The sequence below is a fragment of the Rhodovarius crocodyli genome, from assembly GCF_004005855.1.
GTDB lineage: Bacteria > Pseudomonadota > Alphaproteobacteria > Acetobacterales > Acetobacteraceae > Rhodovarius > Rhodovarius crocodyli.
On record NZ_SACL01000001.1, the window covers coordinates 823,402 to 841,980 of the forward strand.

At 70.4% G+C, this 18,579-nt stretch carries 20 protein-coding genes; 16 read left to right on the top strand and 4 right to left on the bottom strand.

The window, feature by feature from the left end:
- Positions 1 to 43: 43 nt before the first annotated feature.
- From EOD42_RS03970 to EOD42_RS04010, 9 genes are read left to right on the top strand one after another with little or no spacing between them, the layout of a single operon-like run.
- Positions 44 to 1,366, top strand: coding sequence for an aromatic ring-hydroxylating dioxygenase subunit alpha (locus tag EOD42_RS03970; RefSeq protein WP_127786099.1), 1,323 nt, complete (start codon positions 44 to 46; stop codon positions 1,364 to 1,366).
- A 7-nt stretch (positions 1,367 to 1,373) separates the two neighbouring features.
- On the top strand, positions 1,374 to 2,795 hold the full coding sequence (locus tag EOD42_RS03975) for a glutamine synthetase family protein (protein WP_127786101.1): 1,422 nt from the start codon (positions 1,374 to 1,376) through the stop codon (positions 2,793 to 2,795).
- A gap of 10 nt (positions 2,796 to 2,805) precedes the next feature.
- Positions 2,806 to 3,582 (top strand): ABC transporter ATP-binding protein, encoded by a 777-nt coding sequence (locus EOD42_RS03980; RefSeq protein WP_206020228.1) that lies wholly within the window; start codon positions 2,806 to 2,808, stop codon positions 3,580 to 3,582.
- Positions 3,572 to 4,315 (top strand): ABC transporter permease, encoded by a 744-nt coding sequence (locus tag EOD42_RS03985; protein ID WP_127786103.1) that lies wholly within the window; start codon positions 3,572 to 3,574, stop codon positions 4,313 to 4,315. Before EOD42_RS03980 ends, EOD42_RS03985 begins: the two co-directional genes overlap by 11 nt.
- A gap of 20 nt (positions 4,316 to 4,335) precedes the next feature.
- Positions 4,336 to 5,295, top strand: coding sequence for an ABC transporter substrate-binding protein (locus tag EOD42_RS03990; RefSeq protein ID WP_164867769.1), 960 nt, complete (start codon positions 4,336 to 4,338; stop codon positions 5,293 to 5,295).
- Positions 5,292 to 6,056, top strand: coding sequence for an ABC transporter permease (locus EOD42_RS03995; protein WP_127786107.1), 765 nt, complete (start codon positions 5,292 to 5,294; stop codon positions 6,054 to 6,056). The genes EOD42_RS03990 and EOD42_RS03995 overlap by 4 nt, the downstream gene beginning before the upstream one ends.
- On the top strand, positions 6,049 to 7,224 hold the full coding sequence (locus EOD42_RS04000) for an MFS transporter (RefSeq protein WP_164867770.1): 1,176 nt from the start codon (positions 6,049 to 6,051) through the stop codon (positions 7,222 to 7,224). The genes EOD42_RS03995 and EOD42_RS04000 overlap by 8 nt, the downstream gene beginning before the upstream one ends.
- A complete protein-coding gene (locus tag EOD42_RS04005) occupies positions 7,221 to 8,468 on the top strand; it encodes an NAD(P)/FAD-dependent oxidoreductase (RefSeq protein WP_127786111.1) in 1,248 nt (415 codons plus the stop codon). Before EOD42_RS04000 ends, EOD42_RS04005 begins: the two co-directional genes overlap by 4 nt.
- Positions 8,469 to 8,517: 49 nt before the next feature.
- Complete coding sequence (locus EOD42_RS04010; protein WP_206020229.1) at positions 8,518 to 9,486, top strand: Bug family tripartite tricarboxylate transporter substrate binding protein; 969 nt, start codon at positions 8,518 to 8,520, stop codon at positions 9,484 to 9,486.
- Here EOD42_RS04010 and EOD42_RS04015 read toward each other — a convergent pair.
- A complete protein-coding gene (locus tag EOD42_RS04015; protein WP_127786113.1) occupies positions 9,473 to 10,681 on the bottom strand; it encodes a M24 family metallopeptidase in 1,209 nt (402 codons plus the stop codon). The two genes, EOD42_RS04010 and EOD42_RS04015, sit on opposite strands and share 14 nt — an antisense overlap.
- 77 nt (positions 10,682 to 10,758) lie before the next feature.
- Here EOD42_RS04015 and EOD42_RS04020 point away from each other — a divergent pair, with 77 nt between their 5' ends.
- Together EOD42_RS04020 and EOD42_RS04025 are read left to right on the top strand one after the other, a co-directional pair.
- Positions 10,759 to 11,709, top strand: coding sequence for a Bug family tripartite tricarboxylate transporter substrate binding protein (locus tag EOD42_RS04020; protein ID WP_127786115.1), 951 nt, complete (start codon positions 10,759 to 10,761; stop codon positions 11,707 to 11,709).
- Positions 11,710 to 11,799: 90 nt separating this feature from the next.
- Positions 11,800 to 12,708 carry an SDR family NAD(P)-dependent oxidoreductase gene (locus EOD42_RS04025; RefSeq protein ID WP_127786117.1) on the top strand — a complete coding sequence of 303 codons (909 nt, stop codon included), beginning with the start codon at positions 11,800 to 11,802 and terminating at the stop codon, positions 12,706 to 12,708.
- Between the two features lie 77 nt (positions 12,709 to 12,785).
- Here EOD42_RS04025 and EOD42_RS04030 read toward each other — a convergent pair whose 3' ends face one another.
- Positions 12,786 to 13,478: a class I SAM-dependent methyltransferase gene (locus tag EOD42_RS04030; protein ID WP_164867771.1), complete on the bottom strand. Its 693-nt coding sequence runs from the start codon at positions 13,476 to 13,478 to the stop codon at positions 12,786 to 12,788.
- Positions 13,479 to 13,536: 58 nt separating this feature from the next.
- Here EOD42_RS04030 and gloB point away from each other — a divergent pair, with 58 nt between their 5' ends.
- From gloB to EOD42_RS04050, 4 genes are all read left to right on the top strand, one after another.
- Complete coding sequence (gloB, locus tag EOD42_RS04035; RefSeq protein WP_127786121.1) at positions 13,537 to 14,262, top strand: hydroxyacylglutathione hydrolase; 726 nt, start codon at positions 13,537 to 13,539, stop codon at positions 14,260 to 14,262.
- 89 nt (positions 14,263 to 14,351) lie between these two features.
- Positions 14,352 to 14,945 carry a glutathione S-transferase family protein gene (locus tag EOD42_RS04040; RefSeq protein WP_127786123.1) on the top strand — a complete coding sequence of 198 codons (594 nt, stop codon included), beginning with the start codon at positions 14,352 to 14,354 and terminating at the stop codon, positions 14,943 to 14,945.
- A complete protein-coding gene (locus tag EOD42_RS04045; protein ID WP_127786125.1) occupies positions 14,942 to 15,361 on the top strand; it encodes a cupin domain-containing protein in 420 nt (139 codons plus the stop codon). The genes EOD42_RS04040 and EOD42_RS04045 overlap by 4 nt, the downstream gene beginning before the upstream one ends.
- Positions 15,358 to 15,963: a class I SAM-dependent methyltransferase gene (locus tag EOD42_RS04050; RefSeq protein ID WP_127786127.1), complete on the top strand. Its 606-nt coding sequence runs from the start codon at positions 15,358 to 15,360 to the stop codon at positions 15,961 to 15,963. The genes EOD42_RS04045 and EOD42_RS04050 overlap by 4 nt, the downstream gene beginning before the upstream one ends.
- On the opposite strand, the gene EOD42_RS04055 is transcribed toward EOD42_RS04050, so the two are convergent.
- Together EOD42_RS04055 and EOD42_RS04060 are read right to left on the bottom strand one after the other, a co-directional pair.
- A complete protein-coding gene (locus EOD42_RS04055; protein ID WP_127786129.1) occupies positions 15,960 to 16,232 on the bottom strand; it encodes a hypothetical protein in 273 nt (90 codons plus the stop codon). The genes EOD42_RS04050 and EOD42_RS04055 overlap by 4 nt on opposite strands.
- Before the next feature lie 44 nt (positions 16,233 to 16,276).
- Entirely contained in the window at positions 16,277 to 17,680 is a 1,404-nt protein-coding gene (locus EOD42_RS04060) for an MmgE/PrpD family protein (protein ID WP_127786131.1), read from the bottom strand.
- Between the two features lie 106 nt (positions 17,681 to 17,786).
- Between EOD42_RS04060 and EOD42_RS04065 the strand changes: the two genes are divergently transcribed.
- A complete protein-coding gene (locus EOD42_RS04065) occupies positions 17,787 to 18,578 on the top strand; it encodes an enoyl-CoA hydratase/isomerase family protein (RefSeq protein WP_127786133.1) in 792 nt (263 codons plus the stop codon).
- Position 18,579 lies beyond the last annotated feature (1 nt).

The following is an 18,579-nucleotide window of genomic DNA, read 5'->3' on the forward strand; positions in this document are numbered from 1 at the left end:
TGCGAACACTCCCTTTCGCCGCCGCCAGCGGGAGAAGACGCGAATGATCACCGCCGAACAGAATGACCGCCTGACGCGGGTGGGCCCCGGCACGCCGGGGGGCGCCGTGCTGCGCCACTATTGGCAGCCCATCGCCCTGGCCGATGAGGTGGCGGGCGAGCGCCCCATCCGCCCCGTGCGCGCCCTGGGCCAGAACTTCGTGCTGTTCCGCGATGAGGCCGGCAACCTCGGCCTGCTGGACCGGGACTGCCCGCACCGCAATGCGGACCTCGCCTTCGGCCGGCTGGAGGATGGCGGGCTGCGCTGCCCCTTCCATGGCTGGCTGTTCGACACCAAGGGCACCTGCCTGGACACCCCGGCCGAGCCCGAGGGCAGCACCCTGTGCCAGCGCATCCGCCAGAAGAGCTATCCGGTGGTGGAGCGTTCCGGCGTCATCTTCGCCTGGCTGGGTGACATGGAGCCCGCGCCCTTCCCCGCCTTCGACTGCTTCGCCGCGCCCGACACCCACACCTTCGCCTTCAAGGGGCTGATCGAGTGCAACTGGCTGCAGGCGCTGGAGGTCGGCATCGACCCCGCCCATGCCAGCTTCCTGCACCGCTTCTTCGAGGATGGCGACGAGGCCGAGGCCTATGGCAAGCAGTTCCGCGCGACCTCCGACGGGTCCGACCTGCCGATGACCTATGTGCTGCGGGAGTTCCCGCGCCCGCGCATCGAGGTGGAGAACACCGACCACGGCCTGCGCGTCTATGCCCTGCGCGAGATCAACGAGAAGACCACCCATGTGCGGGTAACCAACAGCTTCTTCCCCACCGCCTTCGTCATCCCGATGAGCGCGGAAATGACCATCACCCAGTGGCACATGCCGGTGGATGACGAGAACTGCTATTGGGTCGCGATCTTCACCAGCTTCGCGGGCCCCGTGGACCGCGCCCAGATGCGGGCGCAGCGCCTCGACAGCTACTCCCTGCCTGACTACCTGCCGAAGAAGAACGCCACCAACGACTACGGCTTCGACCCGCATGAGCAGGCGCACAGCACCTACACGGGCATGGGTGAGGACATCAACGTCCACGACCAGTGGGCGGTGGAAAGCCAGGGCCGCATCCAGGACCGCACGCGCGAACACCTGGCCAGCACCGACAAGGCGATCGCCGCCAACCGCCGCCTGCTGCTGCGCGCCATGGCCGCGATCGAGGAAGGCCGCCGCCCGCCGCTGATGCAGGGCGAGGCGACCGGGGCGCTGACCGGCCCCTCCACCATCGACTGCATGGCCCCGGCCGAGACATGGGAAGCGCATTGGAAGCAGGCGGTGGCCCGCCGGCGCGGTGCCGCCCCCTGGGCGCCGCCCGCCCTGGCCGCGGAGTGACCGGCGCGTGAGCTTCGTCGCACGGCATTCCCTCTCGGATTCCGCCCAGCGGGCGGAGGTATTGCGGGAAATGGAGGCGCGCGGCGTGGAGATGCTGCGCCTGGCCTTCCCGGACCAGCACGGCATCCTCCGCGGCAAGACGCTGGTCGCCGCAGAGGCGCGCGGCGCCATGGAAAACGGCGTGGCCATGACCACCACGCTGCTGCTGAAGGACACCTCGCACCGCACGGTGTTTCCGGTCTGGACGCCGGGCGGCGGGCTTGGCGATACCTCGATGCAGGGTGCCGCCGACCTGGTGCTGATCCCTGATCCCGGCACGTTCAAGGTGCTGCCCTGGGCGCCGCACACGGGCTGGATGCTGTGCGATGCCTATATGCCCGACGGGCGTGTGGCGCCCTTCGCCACCCGCGCGCTGTTGCAGCAGGAGCTGGCCCGCGCGGAAGCCCGCGGGTTTGAGCTCATCACCGGGCTTGAGGTGGAGTTCCACCTGTTCAAGCTGCTGGACCCCAAGCTGTCGCCGGCCGATGCCGGCCAGCCCGGCACCCCGCCCGAGGTCGCGCTGCTGACCCAGGGCTACAATTACCTGACCGAGCTGCGCTACGACCAGCTCGACCCCGCCGTGGAGATCATCCGCCGCGAGGTCCAGGCGCTGGGCCTGCCGCTGCGCTCCATCGAGGTGGAGTTCGGCCCCAGCCAGGTGGAGTTCACCTTCTCTGCCCTGCCGGGCATGGGCTCCGCCGATTTGATGGTGCTGTTCCGCTCCGCCGTGAAGCAGGTGGCGCGCCGGCACGGCTACCACGCCACCTTCATGTGCCGCCCGCGCATCCCGCAGGTAATGTCCAGCGGCTGGCATCTGCACCAGTCCATCAAGCGCATCACCACCGGCCGCAACGCCTTCATGGGTGAGGGCGAGATGCTCTCGCCCGAGGCACGCCACTACATGGGCGGGCTGCTGGCCCATGCGCGCGCGGCGGCGGCCTTCGCCACGCCCACGCTGAACGGCTATCGCCGCTATCGCGCGAACTCCCTGGCGCCCGACCGCGCGCTGTGGGGCATCGACAACCGGGGCGTGATGCTGCGCGCCCTGGGCGGGCTGGGCGACCCCGCGACCCGTATCGAGAACCGCGTGGGTGAGCCGGCGGCGAACCCGTATCTGTACATCGCCAGCCAGCTCGCCTTCGGCATGGCCGGCATCGCGGAGCAGCTGGACCCCGGGCCCAGCGCCGACCGCCCCTATGAGGCCGAGGCCCCCCTGCTGCCGCGCAGCCTGGCCGAGGCGCTGGACGCGCTGGATGCCGACCGGCTGATCCGCGACAGCTTCGGCGATGGCTTCATCGACTACTACCTGCGGCTGAAGCGGGCCGAGATCGCGCGTTTCGAGGCCGAGGTCTCGGAATGGGAACACCGGGAATATTTCGAGCTGTTTTAGGGAGGTCACGATGGCCTTCCTGGGGCTGGACGCACTCGGAAAGTTCTACCCGCAGCCGGGCGGGGCCGCGCCCGCGCGGATCATGCAGGGCATCTCGCTGGAGGTGCCCGAGGGCGAGTTCCTGGCCGTGCTGGGCCCTTCGGGCTGCGGCAAGTCCACGTTGCTGCAGATGGTCGCGGGGCTTGCCACGCCCAGCGAGGGCGAGGCCCGCATCAACGGCCGCGCCGTGGCCGGCCCGCCGCCAGAGGCGGTCTATCTGTTCCAGCAATACAACCGCTCCCTGCTGCCGTGGCGGAACTGCCGGGACAATGTGGCCTTCGCGACCGAGCATCGCCTCGGCCGCAAACCGGCGCGCGCGGCGGCGGACGAACATTTGGCCTCGGTAGGGCTGGCGGGGTTCGGGGACCATTACCCCTGGCAGCTCTCGGGCGGCATGCAGCAGCGCGTGGCCATCGCCCGGGCGCTGGCGGCCGAACCCGCCCTGCTGCTGATGGACGAGCCCTTCAGCGCGGTGGACGCGCTGACGCGCATCCAGCTGCAATCGCTGATCCTGGATATCTGGGCGCGCCGCAGGCTGACCGTGATGCTGGTGACGCATGACGTGGAGGAGGCGATCTTCCTAGCCGACCGCATCGCCGTGCTGACGCCCCGCCCCAGCACGATCGGCGAGGTGATCGAGGTGGGCCTGCCCCGCCCGCGCGATGCGATTGCCACGCGGGAGGCGCCGCGCTTCCTGGAGCTGCGGCACCATCTGCTGAACCGGCTGCTGGCGCGCGATGCGGCATAGCCCGGGCATCCTCGTGCTGGTGCTGGTCATCGGCTTTCTGGAATTCGCCGTGGATGCCGGCATGATCCGCCGCGCCCTGCTGCCGCCGCCCAGCGCCACCGCCGAGGTGCTGTGGGAGTTGCTCTCCACCGGCGAGTTCCTGCCGCCGCTGCTCTCCACGCTGAAGCTGGTTTTCGCGGGGTTCTTCCTGGGCAGCGCCATCGGGGTCGCGCTCGGCACCGCCATGGGCATCTCGCCCGCGATGTTCCGCCTGTTCGAGCCGCTGGTGGAGCTGATCCGCCCCATCCCGAAATCCGCGCTGGTACCGCCGCTGATGCTGTTCCTGGGCATCGACGACGCGATGAAGATCACCTCCGTCACGCTGGTCGTCACCTTCCCCGTGCTGCTGAACACGCTGCAGGGCGTGCGCGGCGTGGACCGCGTGATGCTGGATGCGGCGCGCACCCATGGCTGGGGCCTGGGCCACACGCTGCGCCACATGATCCTGCCCGCCGCCCTGCCCTTCATCCTGGCCGGCATGCGGGTGTCGCTGGGCCTGGCCATGGTGCTGGCGGTGTTGAGCGAGATGCTGGCCGGCCAGGGCGGCCTCGGCTTCCTGATCCTGGACATGCAGCGCAGCTTCCAGCTGCGCCAGATGTACGCCTGGCTGGTCATCCTGGCCGTGCTGGGCCTGCTGCTGAATTCGATCTTCCTGCTGGCGGAACGGCGTGCGCTGTTCTGGCAGCGCCGCTGACCATGACGGAGACCCAAGTGATGACGCAAGCCACCCGCCGCGCCGCCCTGATGGGCCTGGGCGCTTCCACCTTGGCCACCCCGGCGCTCAACGCCCAGGCTCTTACAAAAATGCGCGTCAGCGTCATCCCGGTGCTGGATGTGGCGCCGCTGCATGCGGCCATCGCGCAGGGGTATTTCGCGGCGGAGGGGATCGAGATCGACACCTCCACCACCGCTGGCGGCGCCACCGGCCTGCCGGGGCTGATCGCGGGGCAGTTCCGCGCCGTGTTCTCCAACGGCGTGTCCACCATGCTGGGCGTGCGAGAGGGGCAGGAGTTCAAGTTCATCTCCGGTGCCTCCCGCGCGACCCAGGGCCCGCCCGACATCCTGGCCGTGCTGGTGCGCAAGGACAGCGGCATCCGTTCCGGCAAGGATCTGGAGGGCAAGCGCATCGCCAGCAACACACGCAACAACATCGTCTGGCTGCGCGGCATGGCCTGGGTGGAAAAGACCGGCGGCGACTGGCGGAAGGTGAACACGGTCGAGATCCCCTTCCCGCAGATGGCCGACGCGCTGATCGGCGGGCGGGTGGATGCCGTGATCTCCTCCGAACCCTTCGTGGCCGCGGCGCTGGAGACCGGGCAGATCGAGCGCATCGGCTGGCCGATGAGCGAGACTCAGCCCGGCTGCACCAACGCGCATTACGTGGGCATGGGCCCGGACCTGGCCCGCAACGGCGAGATCTTCGACCGCTGGGCCCGCGCGCTGCACAAGGGCGTGGACTGGGTGAATGAGCGCCTGGGCCAGCCCGCGCTGCTCGAACTCATCTCCAACTTCTCCCGCGTGCCGATGGAGCGCATGCGCAACGTGGCCCTGCCCGCCTATGCCAAGAACGTGACGGCCGCCGAGATCGACGAGCTGGTGGGCACCATGCAGCGCTATGGCCTGACGGGCCGCTACCCGGCCAGCGTCAGCCTGATCCACAAGACGGCGCAATGAGGCCAAGCTCCGGCCTCTGGCTGGTGCTCGCGCTGATGGCGCTGTGGGAGGTGTCGGCCCGGCTGCATTGGGTCGATAGCCCGAATTGGCCGCCCCTCAGCACCGTGGTCGTCGCCTTGTTCCACGACATCGCCTCCGGCGAGCTGCCGCCGCTGATCGGCGGCACGCTGTGGCGCATGGGGGCGGGGCTGGCGGCGGGCAGCATCGCGGGGGTGGTGGTGGGGCTCGCCTTTTGCCTGGCGCCCGTCACGCGGCTTCTGCTGGGCCCGGCGGTGGAGCTGCTGCGGCCCATCCCGGTGCCGGCCATCATCCCGCCGCTGGTGCTGTTCCTGGGGCTGGACGACCCGATGAAGATCACGGTCGTGGCCCTCACGGCCTTCTTCCCGGTGCTGACCAACACCATGCAGGGTGTGGCCGCCGTGGAGGCCGAGGCGGTGCAGATGGGCCGCACCTTCGGCGTGGGCCCGTTGCGCCGCGCGGCCTTCATCGTGCTGCCCGCCACCGCCCCCTATGCGCTGGCCGGCGTGCGCGTCGCCCTCGGCCTGTCCCTGGTGGTGGCCGTGGTGGCGGAGATGATCGCGGGCGAGGCCGGCATCGGCCACTATCTCGTGATGATGCAGTTCGCCGGGCGGGCGCCCGAAATGTACGCCACCATCATCCTGCTCGCGGTGCTGGGCTATGCGCTCAACCGGGGGTTCGTCGCGATGGAACGCCGGGCCATCCATTGGTGGTTCGCGCTCGGCAGGCAGGCCGATGGTTGAGCGCACCGACTGGCGGGAAATCACGGCGCTGGTGGGTGCCGGCGTGATCGGCGCGCTGCAGACCGGCAAGGTGCCGCCCGCGCTGCTGGTGGTGGCGCAGGAATTCGGCTTCGGCCTGCCGGGGGCGGCGATGCTGCTGTCCTTCTTCGCGCTGCTGACCGGGCTGATGGGCTGCGTGGCGGGCAGCCTGGCCGCGCGGCTGGGCACGCGCCGCGCGCTGGTGGGCGGGCTGGTGCTGACAGGGCTGGCGGGCCTCGGGCTGGCCGCGGCACCCGGGGTGCCCCTGCTCTATGCCGCGCGGCTGGTCGAGGGGCTGGGATTTCTCGCCGTCGTCGTCTCCGCGCCCACGCTGGTGGCGCAGCGCGCGGCCCCGCGCGACCGGGCGCTGGCGCTCGCCATCTGGGCGGCCTTCATGCCGGCGGGCATCGCGATGGGCATGCTGGGCGCGCCGCTGATCGAGGCCTGGGGCTGGCGCGGCGCCTGGGTGCTGGCCAGCCTGCTGGCGCTGGGCTGGGCGGTGGTCGCCATGGTGTTCGTGCCGCGACTGGTGGGCGGGCCGCAGCGGGGGCTGGGCTCGCCGCTGGCCGCGCTGCGCGCGCTGGTGGCGGCGCGGCGGCCGCTGCTCGTGGCCGGCTGCTTCGCCAGCTATGTCGCCATCTATTTCGGCATCGCGGCCTTCCTGCCCGCCTTCGTCATCGAGCGTTTCGGCGCCAGTCTCGCCTTGGCGGGCGCCATCGGCGCGGTGGCGGCGGTGGCCAATGTCATCGGCAACCTGCTGGCCGGCGAGGCCCTGCGGCGCGGCTTGAACCCCGGGCGCCTGGTGCTGGTCACAGGGGCGGCCATGTCGGTGCTGACGGCGGCCGGCTACGCGGCCTCGCCGGGGCTGGTGCCGGCGCTGGTGCTGTCCATGGCGGCGTCGCTGGTGGGCGGCGCGGTTCCGGCCTGCCTGTTCGCCACCGTGCCGCTGGTGGTGCCCGATCCGGCGCTGACGGGGCCCGCCATGGGCCTCGTGATCCAGTGCAACAATCTGGGCCAGGTGCTGACGCCGCCCGTCATCGCGGCGGCGGTGGGCTTCGGCTGGGGGTGGTCGGCGGTGCCGCTGCTGCTGGCGGGCGTCACCTTGAGTTTCTGCGCGTGGCCGCTCTCGCGGGTAGGGGTAAGGGCATGAAGATCGCCGTCATCGGCAATGGCATCATGGGTGCGTGCGCCGCCGCCTGGCTGCAGCGTGAGGGCCACCACGTCACCTTCATCGACCCGCTGGGCCCGGCCGAGGCCACCAGCTTCGGCAATGCGGGTTCCCTCTCGCCCAGCGCCTGCCTGCCGGTGGGCATGCCGGGCATGTGGAAGAAGGTGCCGTCCTGGCTGCTGGACCCGCTGGGGCCGCTGGCGGTGCGCTGGTGGTATGCGCCGGTCGTCGCACCCTGGCTGGTGCGCTTCCTGCGTGCCTCGGACCGAGAGGAGGTGGTGCGGATCGCCACCGCCATGCGCGGCCTGCTGGAGCCGATCTTCGAATGCTATGAGCCCCTGCTGCAACGCGCGGGTGCGATGGGGCTGATGCGGCGCAGCGGCTGCCTCTATGTCTATTCCGGGCAGGAAGCCGCGCGGCAATGGGCCTGGGGAATGAAGCTGCGGCGCGACCTGGGCGTGGTCATGCGCGACGTGGATGAGGAAGAACTCGTCAGCCTGGAGCCCGACCTGAAGGGGCGCTTCCGCTTCGGCATCCTGGCGCCCGAGAACGGCTCCACCCTGGACCCCGCCGCCTTCACCAAAGCCATCTTCGCGCAATGCGTGAAGGACGGCGCGGCGGTGGTGCGCCGGCGCGTCACGGGCTTCGACATGGCATCCGGCACCGTGCGTGCCGTGCAACTGGATGACGGCACGCGGCACGAGACGGACGGCGTGGTGCTGGCGGGCGGCGCGTGGTCCGCGAAGCTGGCCAACCAGCTGGGACCGTCGATCCCGCTGGAGACCCAGCGCGGCTATCACGTCACGGTCCAGAGCAACAACCTGGCCCTGACCCACACGGTGATGGCGGTCGAGCACAACATGATGGTGAACCCCATGCAGATGGGGCTGCGCCTGGCGGGCACGGTGGAATTCGCGGGGCTGAAGGCGGCACCCGACTGGCGGCGCTCCGCCAGCCTGCTGGCGAAGGGCCAGGAGATGTTCCCCCACCTGGACACCAGCCGCACCACCCAATGGATGGGCCACCGCCCCTGCCTGCCGGACAGCCTGCCCGTGATCGGCCGGGCGCCGCGCGCGGAGAATGTGTGGTTCGCCTTCGGCCACGGCCATGTGGGCATGTGCGGCGCCGCCAGCACGGGGCGCGAGGTCGCGAACCTCGTCGCCGGGCGCGCGCCGCAGGTCGACATCACCCCCTTCAGCCCGACGCGCTTCCGCCGGGCCGCATGAACAAGAAAAGCCAGCCAATGACGGTGTCACGCACACAGGAGTAGCTCGCATGATGTCTCTGAAGTTCGGGCGCCGCGCCCTGGGCCTGTCTGTCCTGGCCACGCCGGCCTTGGCGCAATCCTGGCCTGAAAAGCCCATCCGGCTGGTGGTGCCCTTCCCGCCCGGCGGCAGCACCGATGTGCTGGCGCGCCGCATCGGCGAGAAGCTGAGCACGGCGCTGGGCCAGACCGTGCTGGTGGAGAACCGGCCCGGTGCCGGCGGCACCACCGGGGCCGACATGGTCGCGAAATCGCCCGCCGACGGCTACACGCTGCTGATGGGGGTCACGGGCAGCAACGCCATCGCCGTCAGCCTGTTCCGCGCCCTGCCCTATCACCCGGTGCGGGATTTCGCGCCGGTCACGCGCGTCATCTCGGCGCCGCTGGTGCTGGTGGCGCATCCCTCGATGAACGTCACGGATGTCGCGGGCTATGTGGCGGCCGCCAAGGCGCAGCCCAATGGCGTGACCTACGGCACGCCGGGCAATGGTACCTCCATGCACCTGACGGGCGTGATGTTCGCCAACGCCACCGGCACGCAGCTGACCCATGTGCCCTATCGCGGCACCGCGCAGATGACGACGGACCTGATCGCGGCGCGGCTGCTGTCCTCCTTCGCGGACATGCTGGTGACGATGCCGCTGATTCGCGACGGTCAGCTGCGGGCGCTGGCCGTGACCTCGCCGGAACGCCACCACATGCTGCCCGACGTGCCGACCATGCAGGAGGCAGGGCTGGCGGGCTTCACCGCGACTTCCTGGCAGGGGGTGTTCGCGCCGGCGGGCACGCCGGCGCCGGTGGTGGCGAAGCTGCACACGGAGATCGCGAAGATCATGACCCTGCCGGAGGTGAAGGACAGCTTCGCGTCGCAGGGCTTCATCGTGGAGGCCGTGGGGCCTGCCGAGTTCACGCCCTTCGTGGCGGCGGAGACGGCGAAATGGGCCGAGGTGGTGCGCGCCGGCAACGTCACGATGGACTGATGATGGTCAGGCCGGTCGGATACCGCGTCAGCACTTCCGGCCCGCCTTCCGTGATCAGCACCATGTCCCCGATCGAGGCGCCGGCAACGCCGGGGACGAACAGGTTCGGGTGCAGCTCAAACAGCATGCCGGGCTGGACCAGCAGGTCGGATGCCACCGCCGCCGGCCCGTCATAGGGCTGGGGGAACTCGGCGGTGCCGATGGGGTCCTCATAGCTGTGGCCCAGCGCGTGGGCGGCGCGGAAGCGGAACTCCCCACGGGGGCCTGGCGGGTGGCCCAGGCGCTCCAGGCAGGCGCCGGTTTCGGCCTCGAAGGGCGCGTTGGCGTCTGCCAGTTTCAGCCCCGGTTGCAGCCGCGCCAGCATGGCGTCGTAGGCGCGGCGCACCACGTCATACATGGCCTGCGCGGCCTGACCGGGCGCGCCCATGTGCATGGTGCGGATGGCATGGCCCCAATGGCCGTGGAACAGCACCATCATGCCCAGCGCCACCTGGTCGCCCGGCTGCGGGATGCGCGCGTTCTCGTCGCGCCAGAAGCGGCAGCGGTCGGCGGCGGGGGCGATGGTCAGCCAGGTTTTGCACAGCTCGGCGCCGGCATTCTTGGCCAGGGCCTCCAGCGCCACCTGGATTTGCCAAGTGCTGCGGCCCGACAGGCACAGGCCCGGCAGGGCCGCGAACATGGCGTCGCAGATGCCCGCGGCCTCGCGGTGCAGGGCGATCTGCGTCGCGTCCTTCAGCATGCGGCGGCGGGCGAATTCGGGGGTGGCGTCCGGCCATTCCAAGGCGCCGGCGGCGGCGAAGCCCTGCCAGATGGCCAGCGGAATCTCGTCCCGCCCCGCGATGGCGACCAGCCCCTTCGGCAGCAGCCCCACCACCGCCTGGGACAGCGCCGGCCCCTTGCCGAAGGTGACGCTGGCGAAGCGCCCGGTGTCCTCGGCCATGGCGGATTGGAAGATGCCGGCGGTGACGAGATGCGGCGCGCCCTCCGGCAGCAGCACGAGGACTGAGGGCGCGAAATCGCTGTCCCAATCCGCGAGGTATCGCAGGTTGCCGTGGCTGCGGGTGGCCATGGCCGGCGCGCTGCCCTGGCCGAACACCACCAGCGCGGCCAGCCCCTGGTCGCGCATCCAGTCCTGCATGCCCTGCTGGCGGGCAGTCAGCACCGCGGCGGGCACCTTGCCTGTGATGCGCTCCATGCCCGGTCTCCGATCCTGCTTGCGGTGCAGTGAAATACTAGGGACAGTTTTCGCGTCAGGCCAATGAGGACCAGAGCATGCTTTTCCGCCGCACCCTGTTGGCCGCCAGCCTGGCGACGCCTGCGCTGGCTCAGGACAGCCGGCCGCTGAAGCTGATCGTGCCCTTCCCACCCGGCGCCGGCACCGACGCCACCGCCCGCATCGTGGCCGAGGGGCTGGCCCTGCAACTGCACCAGCCCGTGGTGGTGGAGAACATCAGCGGCGCCAACGGGCTGATCGGCACCCAGGCGATGGCCCGCGCGGCGCCCGATGGCACCACCATGGGCATCGCCGCCCCCGGCCCCATGGCGATCGCCCAGTTCCTGTTCCCGCAGATGCCCTATGACCCGGAGCGCGACCTGCTGCCGCTGATCGGGGTGAATGAGGGGCGGCTGGCGCTGTGCGTGGCGAACCACGTGCAGGCCCGCACGGTGGAGGAATTGCTGGCCCTGCTGCGCGCCCAGCCCGGCCGGCTGAATGCCGCCAACCCCACCACCGGCTCCGTCCACCACCTGCTGGCCGAGATGTTCCGGCTGGAGGAGCGGGTGCGGTTCGAGCTGATCCCGTATCGCGGGGGCGCGGCGGCGATGAACGACCTGGTGGCGGGCCATGTGGACATGATGTTCAACGGCGTTTCCACCATCGAGCCGCTGCAGCGCGACGGCCGCCTGCGCACGCTGATGGTGGTGGGCAGCACCCGCCACCCCCAGCTGCCCGAGGTGCCGTGCAGCGCGGAGCTGGGCAAGGCCTATCTCAGCGGCTCCCAATGGCACGGCATCGTGCTGCCGCGCGCGACGCCCGTCCCGGTTGCCGCACGCCTGCACGCGGGCTTCGCCGCCGCGCTGAAGACGCCCGAGGTGATCGAGAAGATGACCCGCATCGGCACCGAGGTGACGGGTGAGGGCCTGGGCGATTTCGGCGCCTTCCTGGCGGCGGAGCGGCAGCGCTGGGGCCAGGTGATCCGGGCGGCGGATGTGAAGCCGGACTGACCGGCCGGTAGGCCGCGCGCCGGGGCTTCACGCCGCGCCCGCCTCGGGTTAGCGTTTGCACAGCAGCGCAACAACTAGAGGAAACGCAGCATGCTTCTCGAAGGCAAAGTCGCGGTCGTCACCGGCTCCGGCGGCGGCATCGGGCGTGAGATCGCCCTGGCCATGGCAGCCGCCGGCGCCAAGATCGTCATCAACGACGTCGGCGCCTCCCTGGGCGGCGAGGGCTTCTCCGCCTCTCCGGCCGAGCAGACCAAGGCCCTGATCGAGCAGCGCGGCGGCCAGGCCGTGATCAACACCGACAGCGTGGCCGAGTGGGAGAGCGCCAAGCGCATCGTCCAGTGCGCCGTGGACAGCTTCGGCCGCATCGACATCGTCGTGAACAACGCCGGCATCCTGCGCGACCAGATCTTCCACCGCATGACGCCGGAGGAATGGCTCTCGGTCATCGCCGTGCACCTGAACGGCAGCTTCTTCGTCTCCCGCGCCGCGGCGGAATTCTACCGCAAGCAGGAAAGCGGTTCCTTCGTGCACATGACCAGCACCTCGGGCCTGATCGGCAATTTCGGCCAGGCGAACTACTCCGCCGCCAAGCTGGGCATCGCGGCCCTGTCGAAGTCGATCGCGCTGGACATGAAGCGCTACAACGTGCGCTCCAACTGCATCGCGCCCTTCGCCTGGAGCCGCATGACCAGCTCCATCCCGGCGGAGACGCCGGAGCAGAAGGCGCGCGTGGAGCGCATCGCCCGCATGGGACCCGAGAAGAACGCCCCGCTCGCGGTGTTCCTCGCCTCCGACGCGGCGAAGGAAGTGTCGGGCCAGATCTTCGCGCCCCGCATGCATGAGCTGTTCCTGTTCAACCAGTCCCGCCCGATCAAGTCGGTCCATAGCGAGAATGGCTGGACGCCGGAAAAGATCGCCGAGATCGCGCTGCCGGCCTTCCGCAGCGGCTTCACGCCGCTGGATCGCTCGGGCGACGTGTTCAGCTGGGATCCGGTCTGAGGTCCTGTACTTTTTCTGAAGCAAAAGGGTTCAGCGGCACCTTCTCGCAGGGTGCCGCACCCTGATTTCCAGACACTCTAAACCGGCATTTCCACGACGCGCCTTTTCGGCACCGTCCCGGTCGGCAACCCGCCCAGCACCTCCTTGCGTGCCTCCGCCAGGATGACCCCGCCGAAGCGCGGGAACAGCCGCCTCCCGGCACCCTCCCACAGCCTCGTTCCCGCCAGCGCCCAGCGGCTGGAAAACGGCGGCACATACAGCGCATTTTCCCGCCGCTCCACCGTGAACAGGCGGGATCGCAGCAGCCGCTTGATCTGCCCGCGCGAATAGGGGCGGCCCTGGCCGAAGGGGGTGTGGTCCGTCAGTGACCACCAGCCCAGCCGGTTCGGCACCACCACCAGCAGGCGGCCGTTCTCCCGCAGCACGCGCCAGCATTCGCGCAACAGGGCGTCCGGGCGCTCCACATGCTCCAGCGCATGGATCAACAGGATGCGATCCAGCGACAGATCCGGCAGGGGCAGGTTCAGCTCGGGCATCACGGCGGCGGGGGGGGCCACGCCCTCCGCCACCGGCTCCGGCACCAGGGCCAGGCAGCGGGCCGCCTCGGCCTGCCACAGCGGCAGATAGGGCTGCCCCCAGCCGATGGCGGCGACCTCCATTCCCCTCAATTCCGGCCAGAAGCCGGACAGCGCAGGGGCCAGCACCCAGCGCGCCGCCTCGCCGGGCGGGCTGGTGTAGAAGGCCGGCAGGGCGTGGACCTCTTGGCTCATGCGGGGGATATAGGGGCAACCGCGCCCGAGCGGGAGATTCGCCAGGAGCCCCCAGCCCATGTCTGTGTCCGTGTTGCCGATCCCGCACCAGTCCGACAACTACGCCTGGTTCCTGAAGGATGCCGAAACCGGCACAACCGCCGTGGTGGACCCTGGCGAGGCCCAGCCCATCATCGATTTCGTGAACGCCCATGGCGGCAAGCTGGACTGGATCATCATCACCCACCACCACGGCGACCACATCAACGGGGTTGAGGGCGTGCGCGCCGCCTTCGGTGCCAAGGTGATGGGTGCGAAGGCGGACGCCCACCGCCTGCCGAAGCTGGACCTGGAACTGGCCGAGGGCGACAGCCCGATGCTGGGCAAGACCAAGGGCCAGGTCTTCGACACGCCGGGCCACACCCGCGGCCATATCTCGCTGCTGTTCGGCGATGTGCTGCTGTGCGCGGACACGCTGTTCAGCGCGGGTTGCGGGCGCCTGCTGGAAGGCACCGCGCAGGAGATGTTCGACAGCCTGCAGAAGCTGGCCAAGCTGCCGGGCGAGACGCTGGTTTGTTGCGGCCACGAATACACCGAGAGCAACATCCGCTTCGCCCTGACGGTGGAGCCGGAAAACGAGGCCCTGCAGGCCCGCGCCAAGGAAGCGGCGGCCCTGCGCCGCATCGGTGAGCCCACGGTGCCGACGACGCTGACGCAGGAATTGACGTTCAATCCGTTCCTGCGCGCCAAGACGGCCGCCCGGCTTGCGGAGATCCGCACCGGCAAGGACAATTTCCGCGGCTGAGGTCCTGCCGGATGCCCGCGTATCCTTCGCGGGCATCCGGCGAACACCCCGGGCATGCCGACCCGCAATCCGATCAGGAGAAAACGTCCATGAAGCTGCACTACAGCCCCACCAGCCCCTTCGTGCGCAAGGTGGTGATCGCCGCCATGCTGCGCGGCCTGAACGACAAGATCGAGCGCGTGTCCACCAACCCGCATGAAAGCCCGGCCGGGCTGCTGGCGGACAACCCGCTGTCCAAGGTGCCGGCGCTGGTCACGGATGAAGGCAAGAAGCTGATCGACAGCCTGGTGATCTGCGAATACCTGGACACGCTGGGTGGTGAGCCCACCATCCTGCCGGCCGCGAACCGCATCGGGATCCTGAACTTCCACGCCATCGCGGATGGCCTGCTGGATGCGGCCGTGGCCCGGCGCGGCAGCGCGCAGCTGCCGCAGGATGACGGCCGCAAGGCGTTCGACGCGCGGCAGAAGGGCATCGTGGACCGCGCCCTGGCCGTGATGGAAGGCGGCAAGCTGCCGCCGCAGCCGCTGTCCTGCCTGGGCGGCATCACGCTGGTCTGTGCGCTGGGCTACCTCGACTTCCGCTATGCGCATGAGCCCTGGCGCGAGACGCACCCCAAGCTGGCCGCCTGGTATGAGGGCGTGAAGGCGACGCCGGCCGTGGCCGAGACCGTGCCGGCATGATGACGGCGGAGGCCATCATCGACACCCTTGGCCTCCTCCCCCACCCGGAGGGTGGGCATTACCGGGAGATGTGGCGCGATGCCGCCGGCACCGCGATCCTGTATCTGCTGAAGGCGGGTGAACGCAGCCACTGGCACCGCGTGACCCATGCCGCCGAGTGCTGGCACTGGCATGCCGGCGGGGCCCTGCGGCTGCGTGTCTCGGACGGCGCGGCCGTGAGCGAGCAGCTGCTGGGCATGGAGCTGGCCGCCGGGCAGCGCCCCCTGGGGGTGGTGCCGGTGGGCCAATGGCAGGCGGCGGAACCGGTCGATGGCTGGGTGCTGGTGGGCTGCACCGTCTCGCCCGCCTTCGACTTCGCCTGTTTCGAGATGGCGCCGCCGGGCTGGGAGCCCAATGGCCGGGAGCCCGGCGCGTGAGCGACAGCGCCGCCTGGAATGCCCGCTATGCCGCGGGCCCTGCCATGTTCGGCACGGCGCCCAATGAGTTCCTGACCGAGCAGGCGCACCGCCTGCGCCCCGGCATGGCCGCGCTGGCGCTGGGCGACGGCCAGGGCCGCAACGGCATCTGGCTGGCCAGGCAGGGCCTGTCGGTGACGGCGCTGGACTGGTCCGATGTCGGCATGGCCCACGCCGCCGAACAGGCCGCGCGGGCGGGCGTGGCCCTGCGCACCGTGGTGGCCGACGCCACCAGCTGGGACTGGCCCGAGGCGGCGTTCGACCTGGTGGCCTGGATCTATGTTCACCTGCCGCCCGAGGACCGCGCCCTGGCCTGCGCCGGGGTGCGGCGCGCGCTGAAGCCCGGCGGGCTGCTGGTGCTGGAATGCTTCTCACCGGCGCAGGAAGGCCGCCGCAGCGGCGGCCCGCGTGAGCCCGCGCTGCTCTGGACCCGCGCGATCGTGGAGGCGGAGTTCCCGGGCTTCGAGGTGCTGGCGCTGCTGGAAGGCGCGGTCAGGCTGGATGAAGGGCCGAAGCACCAGGGGCTGGCGGAAGTGGTGAGGGCGGTTTTGCGGCGGCCCTAGCGCCTGCCGCGCCGATAGGCCGCCACCGCCTCGGCCGTCACATCCGTTTCATAGCACAGGGGCGATCGTCCGCCGGGCCGGAGATACGCGCTTCGGCTGCCGCAGGATGCCCCGTTGCGCATGGTATTGTAGGGGCAGGCGCAGGGCCGGCCGGTGGCCAGATAGGCGGCCACGCTGTCGCGCACGATCATCTGGCGAATCTGCGCGTCGCTCTGCGCCAGGGCGGGCGAGGCGCACAGCATCGCCGCGCACAGGCAGATCTTCCGCATCCCGCACCCCGTTGAACGTTCCGGGGCGCAGGATAGCGCAATGATCAGCCGCGCATCGCCTCAACCAGCGGCGCCAGGTCTTCCAGCTCATCCAGCTTCCACAGCAGTTCGAGCGCGCGGCGGGCCTTGGCCTCGCTCAGCCGGGGTGCGGCCAGCGCCATGAACTTGGTCTCCAGCCCCTCATCGGTCAGCGGGTTGGAGGCAGAGCCGAAGGGCTCCGGCACATGGCGTTCGGCCACGCGCCCGTCCTTGGTGCGGATCAGCACATGGGCGCCGCGCTTGCGGGGATAGGCGGCCTCGTAAGCCTCATCCACCCGCACGTCGATGCGGCCGGTCAGGGCCAGCGTGTCGCCGTCCGCGCGCTCCACATCGCCGAAATCGGCCACGCCCACCTGGTTGCGGGCCAGGGCGGTGGCGATGACGAAGGGGAAGCTCATCTGCGCCGTGGTCATCTCGGACCAGCCGACCTCGGCATGGCTGGCGGCGACGGCATAGGTGCCGATCTCCACGCGGTCCACCTGCGGGGCGGTGATGCCGTCGGCCTTGGCCATGTCCAGCACCGCGTCGATGGCGGCATGGATGTGCCGGCAGCAGGCGTGCGGCTTCATGTAGCAGTTGGCGATGGCGAAGCGGCTTTTCGGGTTGTTGTCGCCGGCGGCCAGGATGTCGATGGTGCTGTAGTCCACCTCGCCGGTGTCGCCGCCGGCATAGGCGGCGAAGAAGCCCTCCTTGAACTCCAGGGCGCCGCGCGGTGCGGGCAGGCCGGATTCGGTCAGCAGCGCGGCCAGCAGGCCCTCGCGGGAGGCATGGCCGGGGTGGATGCGCTTCACGTCGCCACCCGCCAGGAAGGTGAAGATGCCGGCGGCCGAGGACGCGGCGATGCCCATCGCGGCCTCGGTGTCGTCGGCGGACATGCCGAGCAGCCGGGCGGCGGCCACGGCCGCGCCGAACACCCCGGCGGTGGAGGTGTTGTGGAAGCCGCGCCAGCGGCTGCGCGGGTGGCTGGCCGCGGCGATGCGGCAGGCCGCCTCATAGCCCGCGATGATGGCGGTCAGCAGCTCGGCGCCTGAAATGCCCCGCTGGGAGGCCAGGGCAAGCGCCGCCGGCACCACCACCGCGCCGGGGTGCACGGAACCGGCGCGGAAGCCGTCATCCAGCTCCAGCCCATGGGCGGCCGTGCCGCCGAGATAGGCGGCGGAGAGCGCGTCGAAGCTCTCGACGAAACCGGCCATGGAGACGGGGCCGGCACCCACCCCCGCCGCCGTCAGCGCCTTCTGCACCGACAGCGTGGCATCCTGGCCGGCGCCGTTGATGATGCAGGCCAGCGTGTCGATCACATGCCGGCGCGCGGCATGGCGCGCCACGTCATCGACATCGGCCAGCGTCAACGCGGAAGCGAAATCGGCCAATTGGCGGGTCGGGCCGCTGACGGTCACGGGCAGGTCCATCTGTTCCTCCAGGGAGCCTGGCCCCCGTTGTCATCTTGTACGAACAAGTTTATGACCAGTGGCAGGGCCGCGCAAGCCGGTCCGTGCAAGCATTGAGGAGAGCGCCTTGGCCGAGCCTGTGTTGCCTGAGTATCTGCGCGAGACGCGCGAAGGCCATGTCGTCACCCTCACCTGGGACCGCCCGCCCAACAACCACATCAACCGCGACCTGGTGGTGGCGCTGGGTGACCGGCTGACGGCGCTGGACGCCGATGAGGGCTGCCGTGCCATCGTGCTGACGGGTGCGGGCAAGCACTTCTGCGCGGGGGCGGATTTCTCGGGCGGTGAGTCGGGCGGCCTGTCCTGGCCGCCGGAGGAGCCGGGCCAGACCCTCTACAAGAAGGCCGCGCGGCTGACGCGCACCAAGAAGCCGATCATCGCGGCCGTGCAGGGGGCTGCCATCGGCGCGGGGTTGGGCCTGGCGGTGATCGCGGATTTCCGCGTGACCTGCGTGGAGGCGCGGTATTCCGCCAATTTCACGCGCCTCGGTTTCCATCCGGGCTTCGGGCTGTCCTACACGCTGCCCAAGCTGATCGGGCTGCAGAAGGCCGCCCTGCTGTTCTACACCGGCCGCCGCATCACGGGTCAGGAAGCCTTCGACATGGGCCTGGCGGACCTGCTGGTGCCGCAGCCGGATGTGCTGACCACCGCGCAGTCGCTGGCGATGGAGATTTCGCTGTCCGCGCCGGCCGCCGTGCAGGGGCTGCGTTCCACCCTGCGCCGGGGCTTCGCCGAGGCCTATGAATCCGCCACCGAGCGCGAATACGAGCAGCAGATCTGGCAGCGCCAGATGGAAGATTTCAAGGAAGGGCGCCTGGCGATGACCGAGCGCCGCACCCCGGACTTCAAGGGCCGCTGAG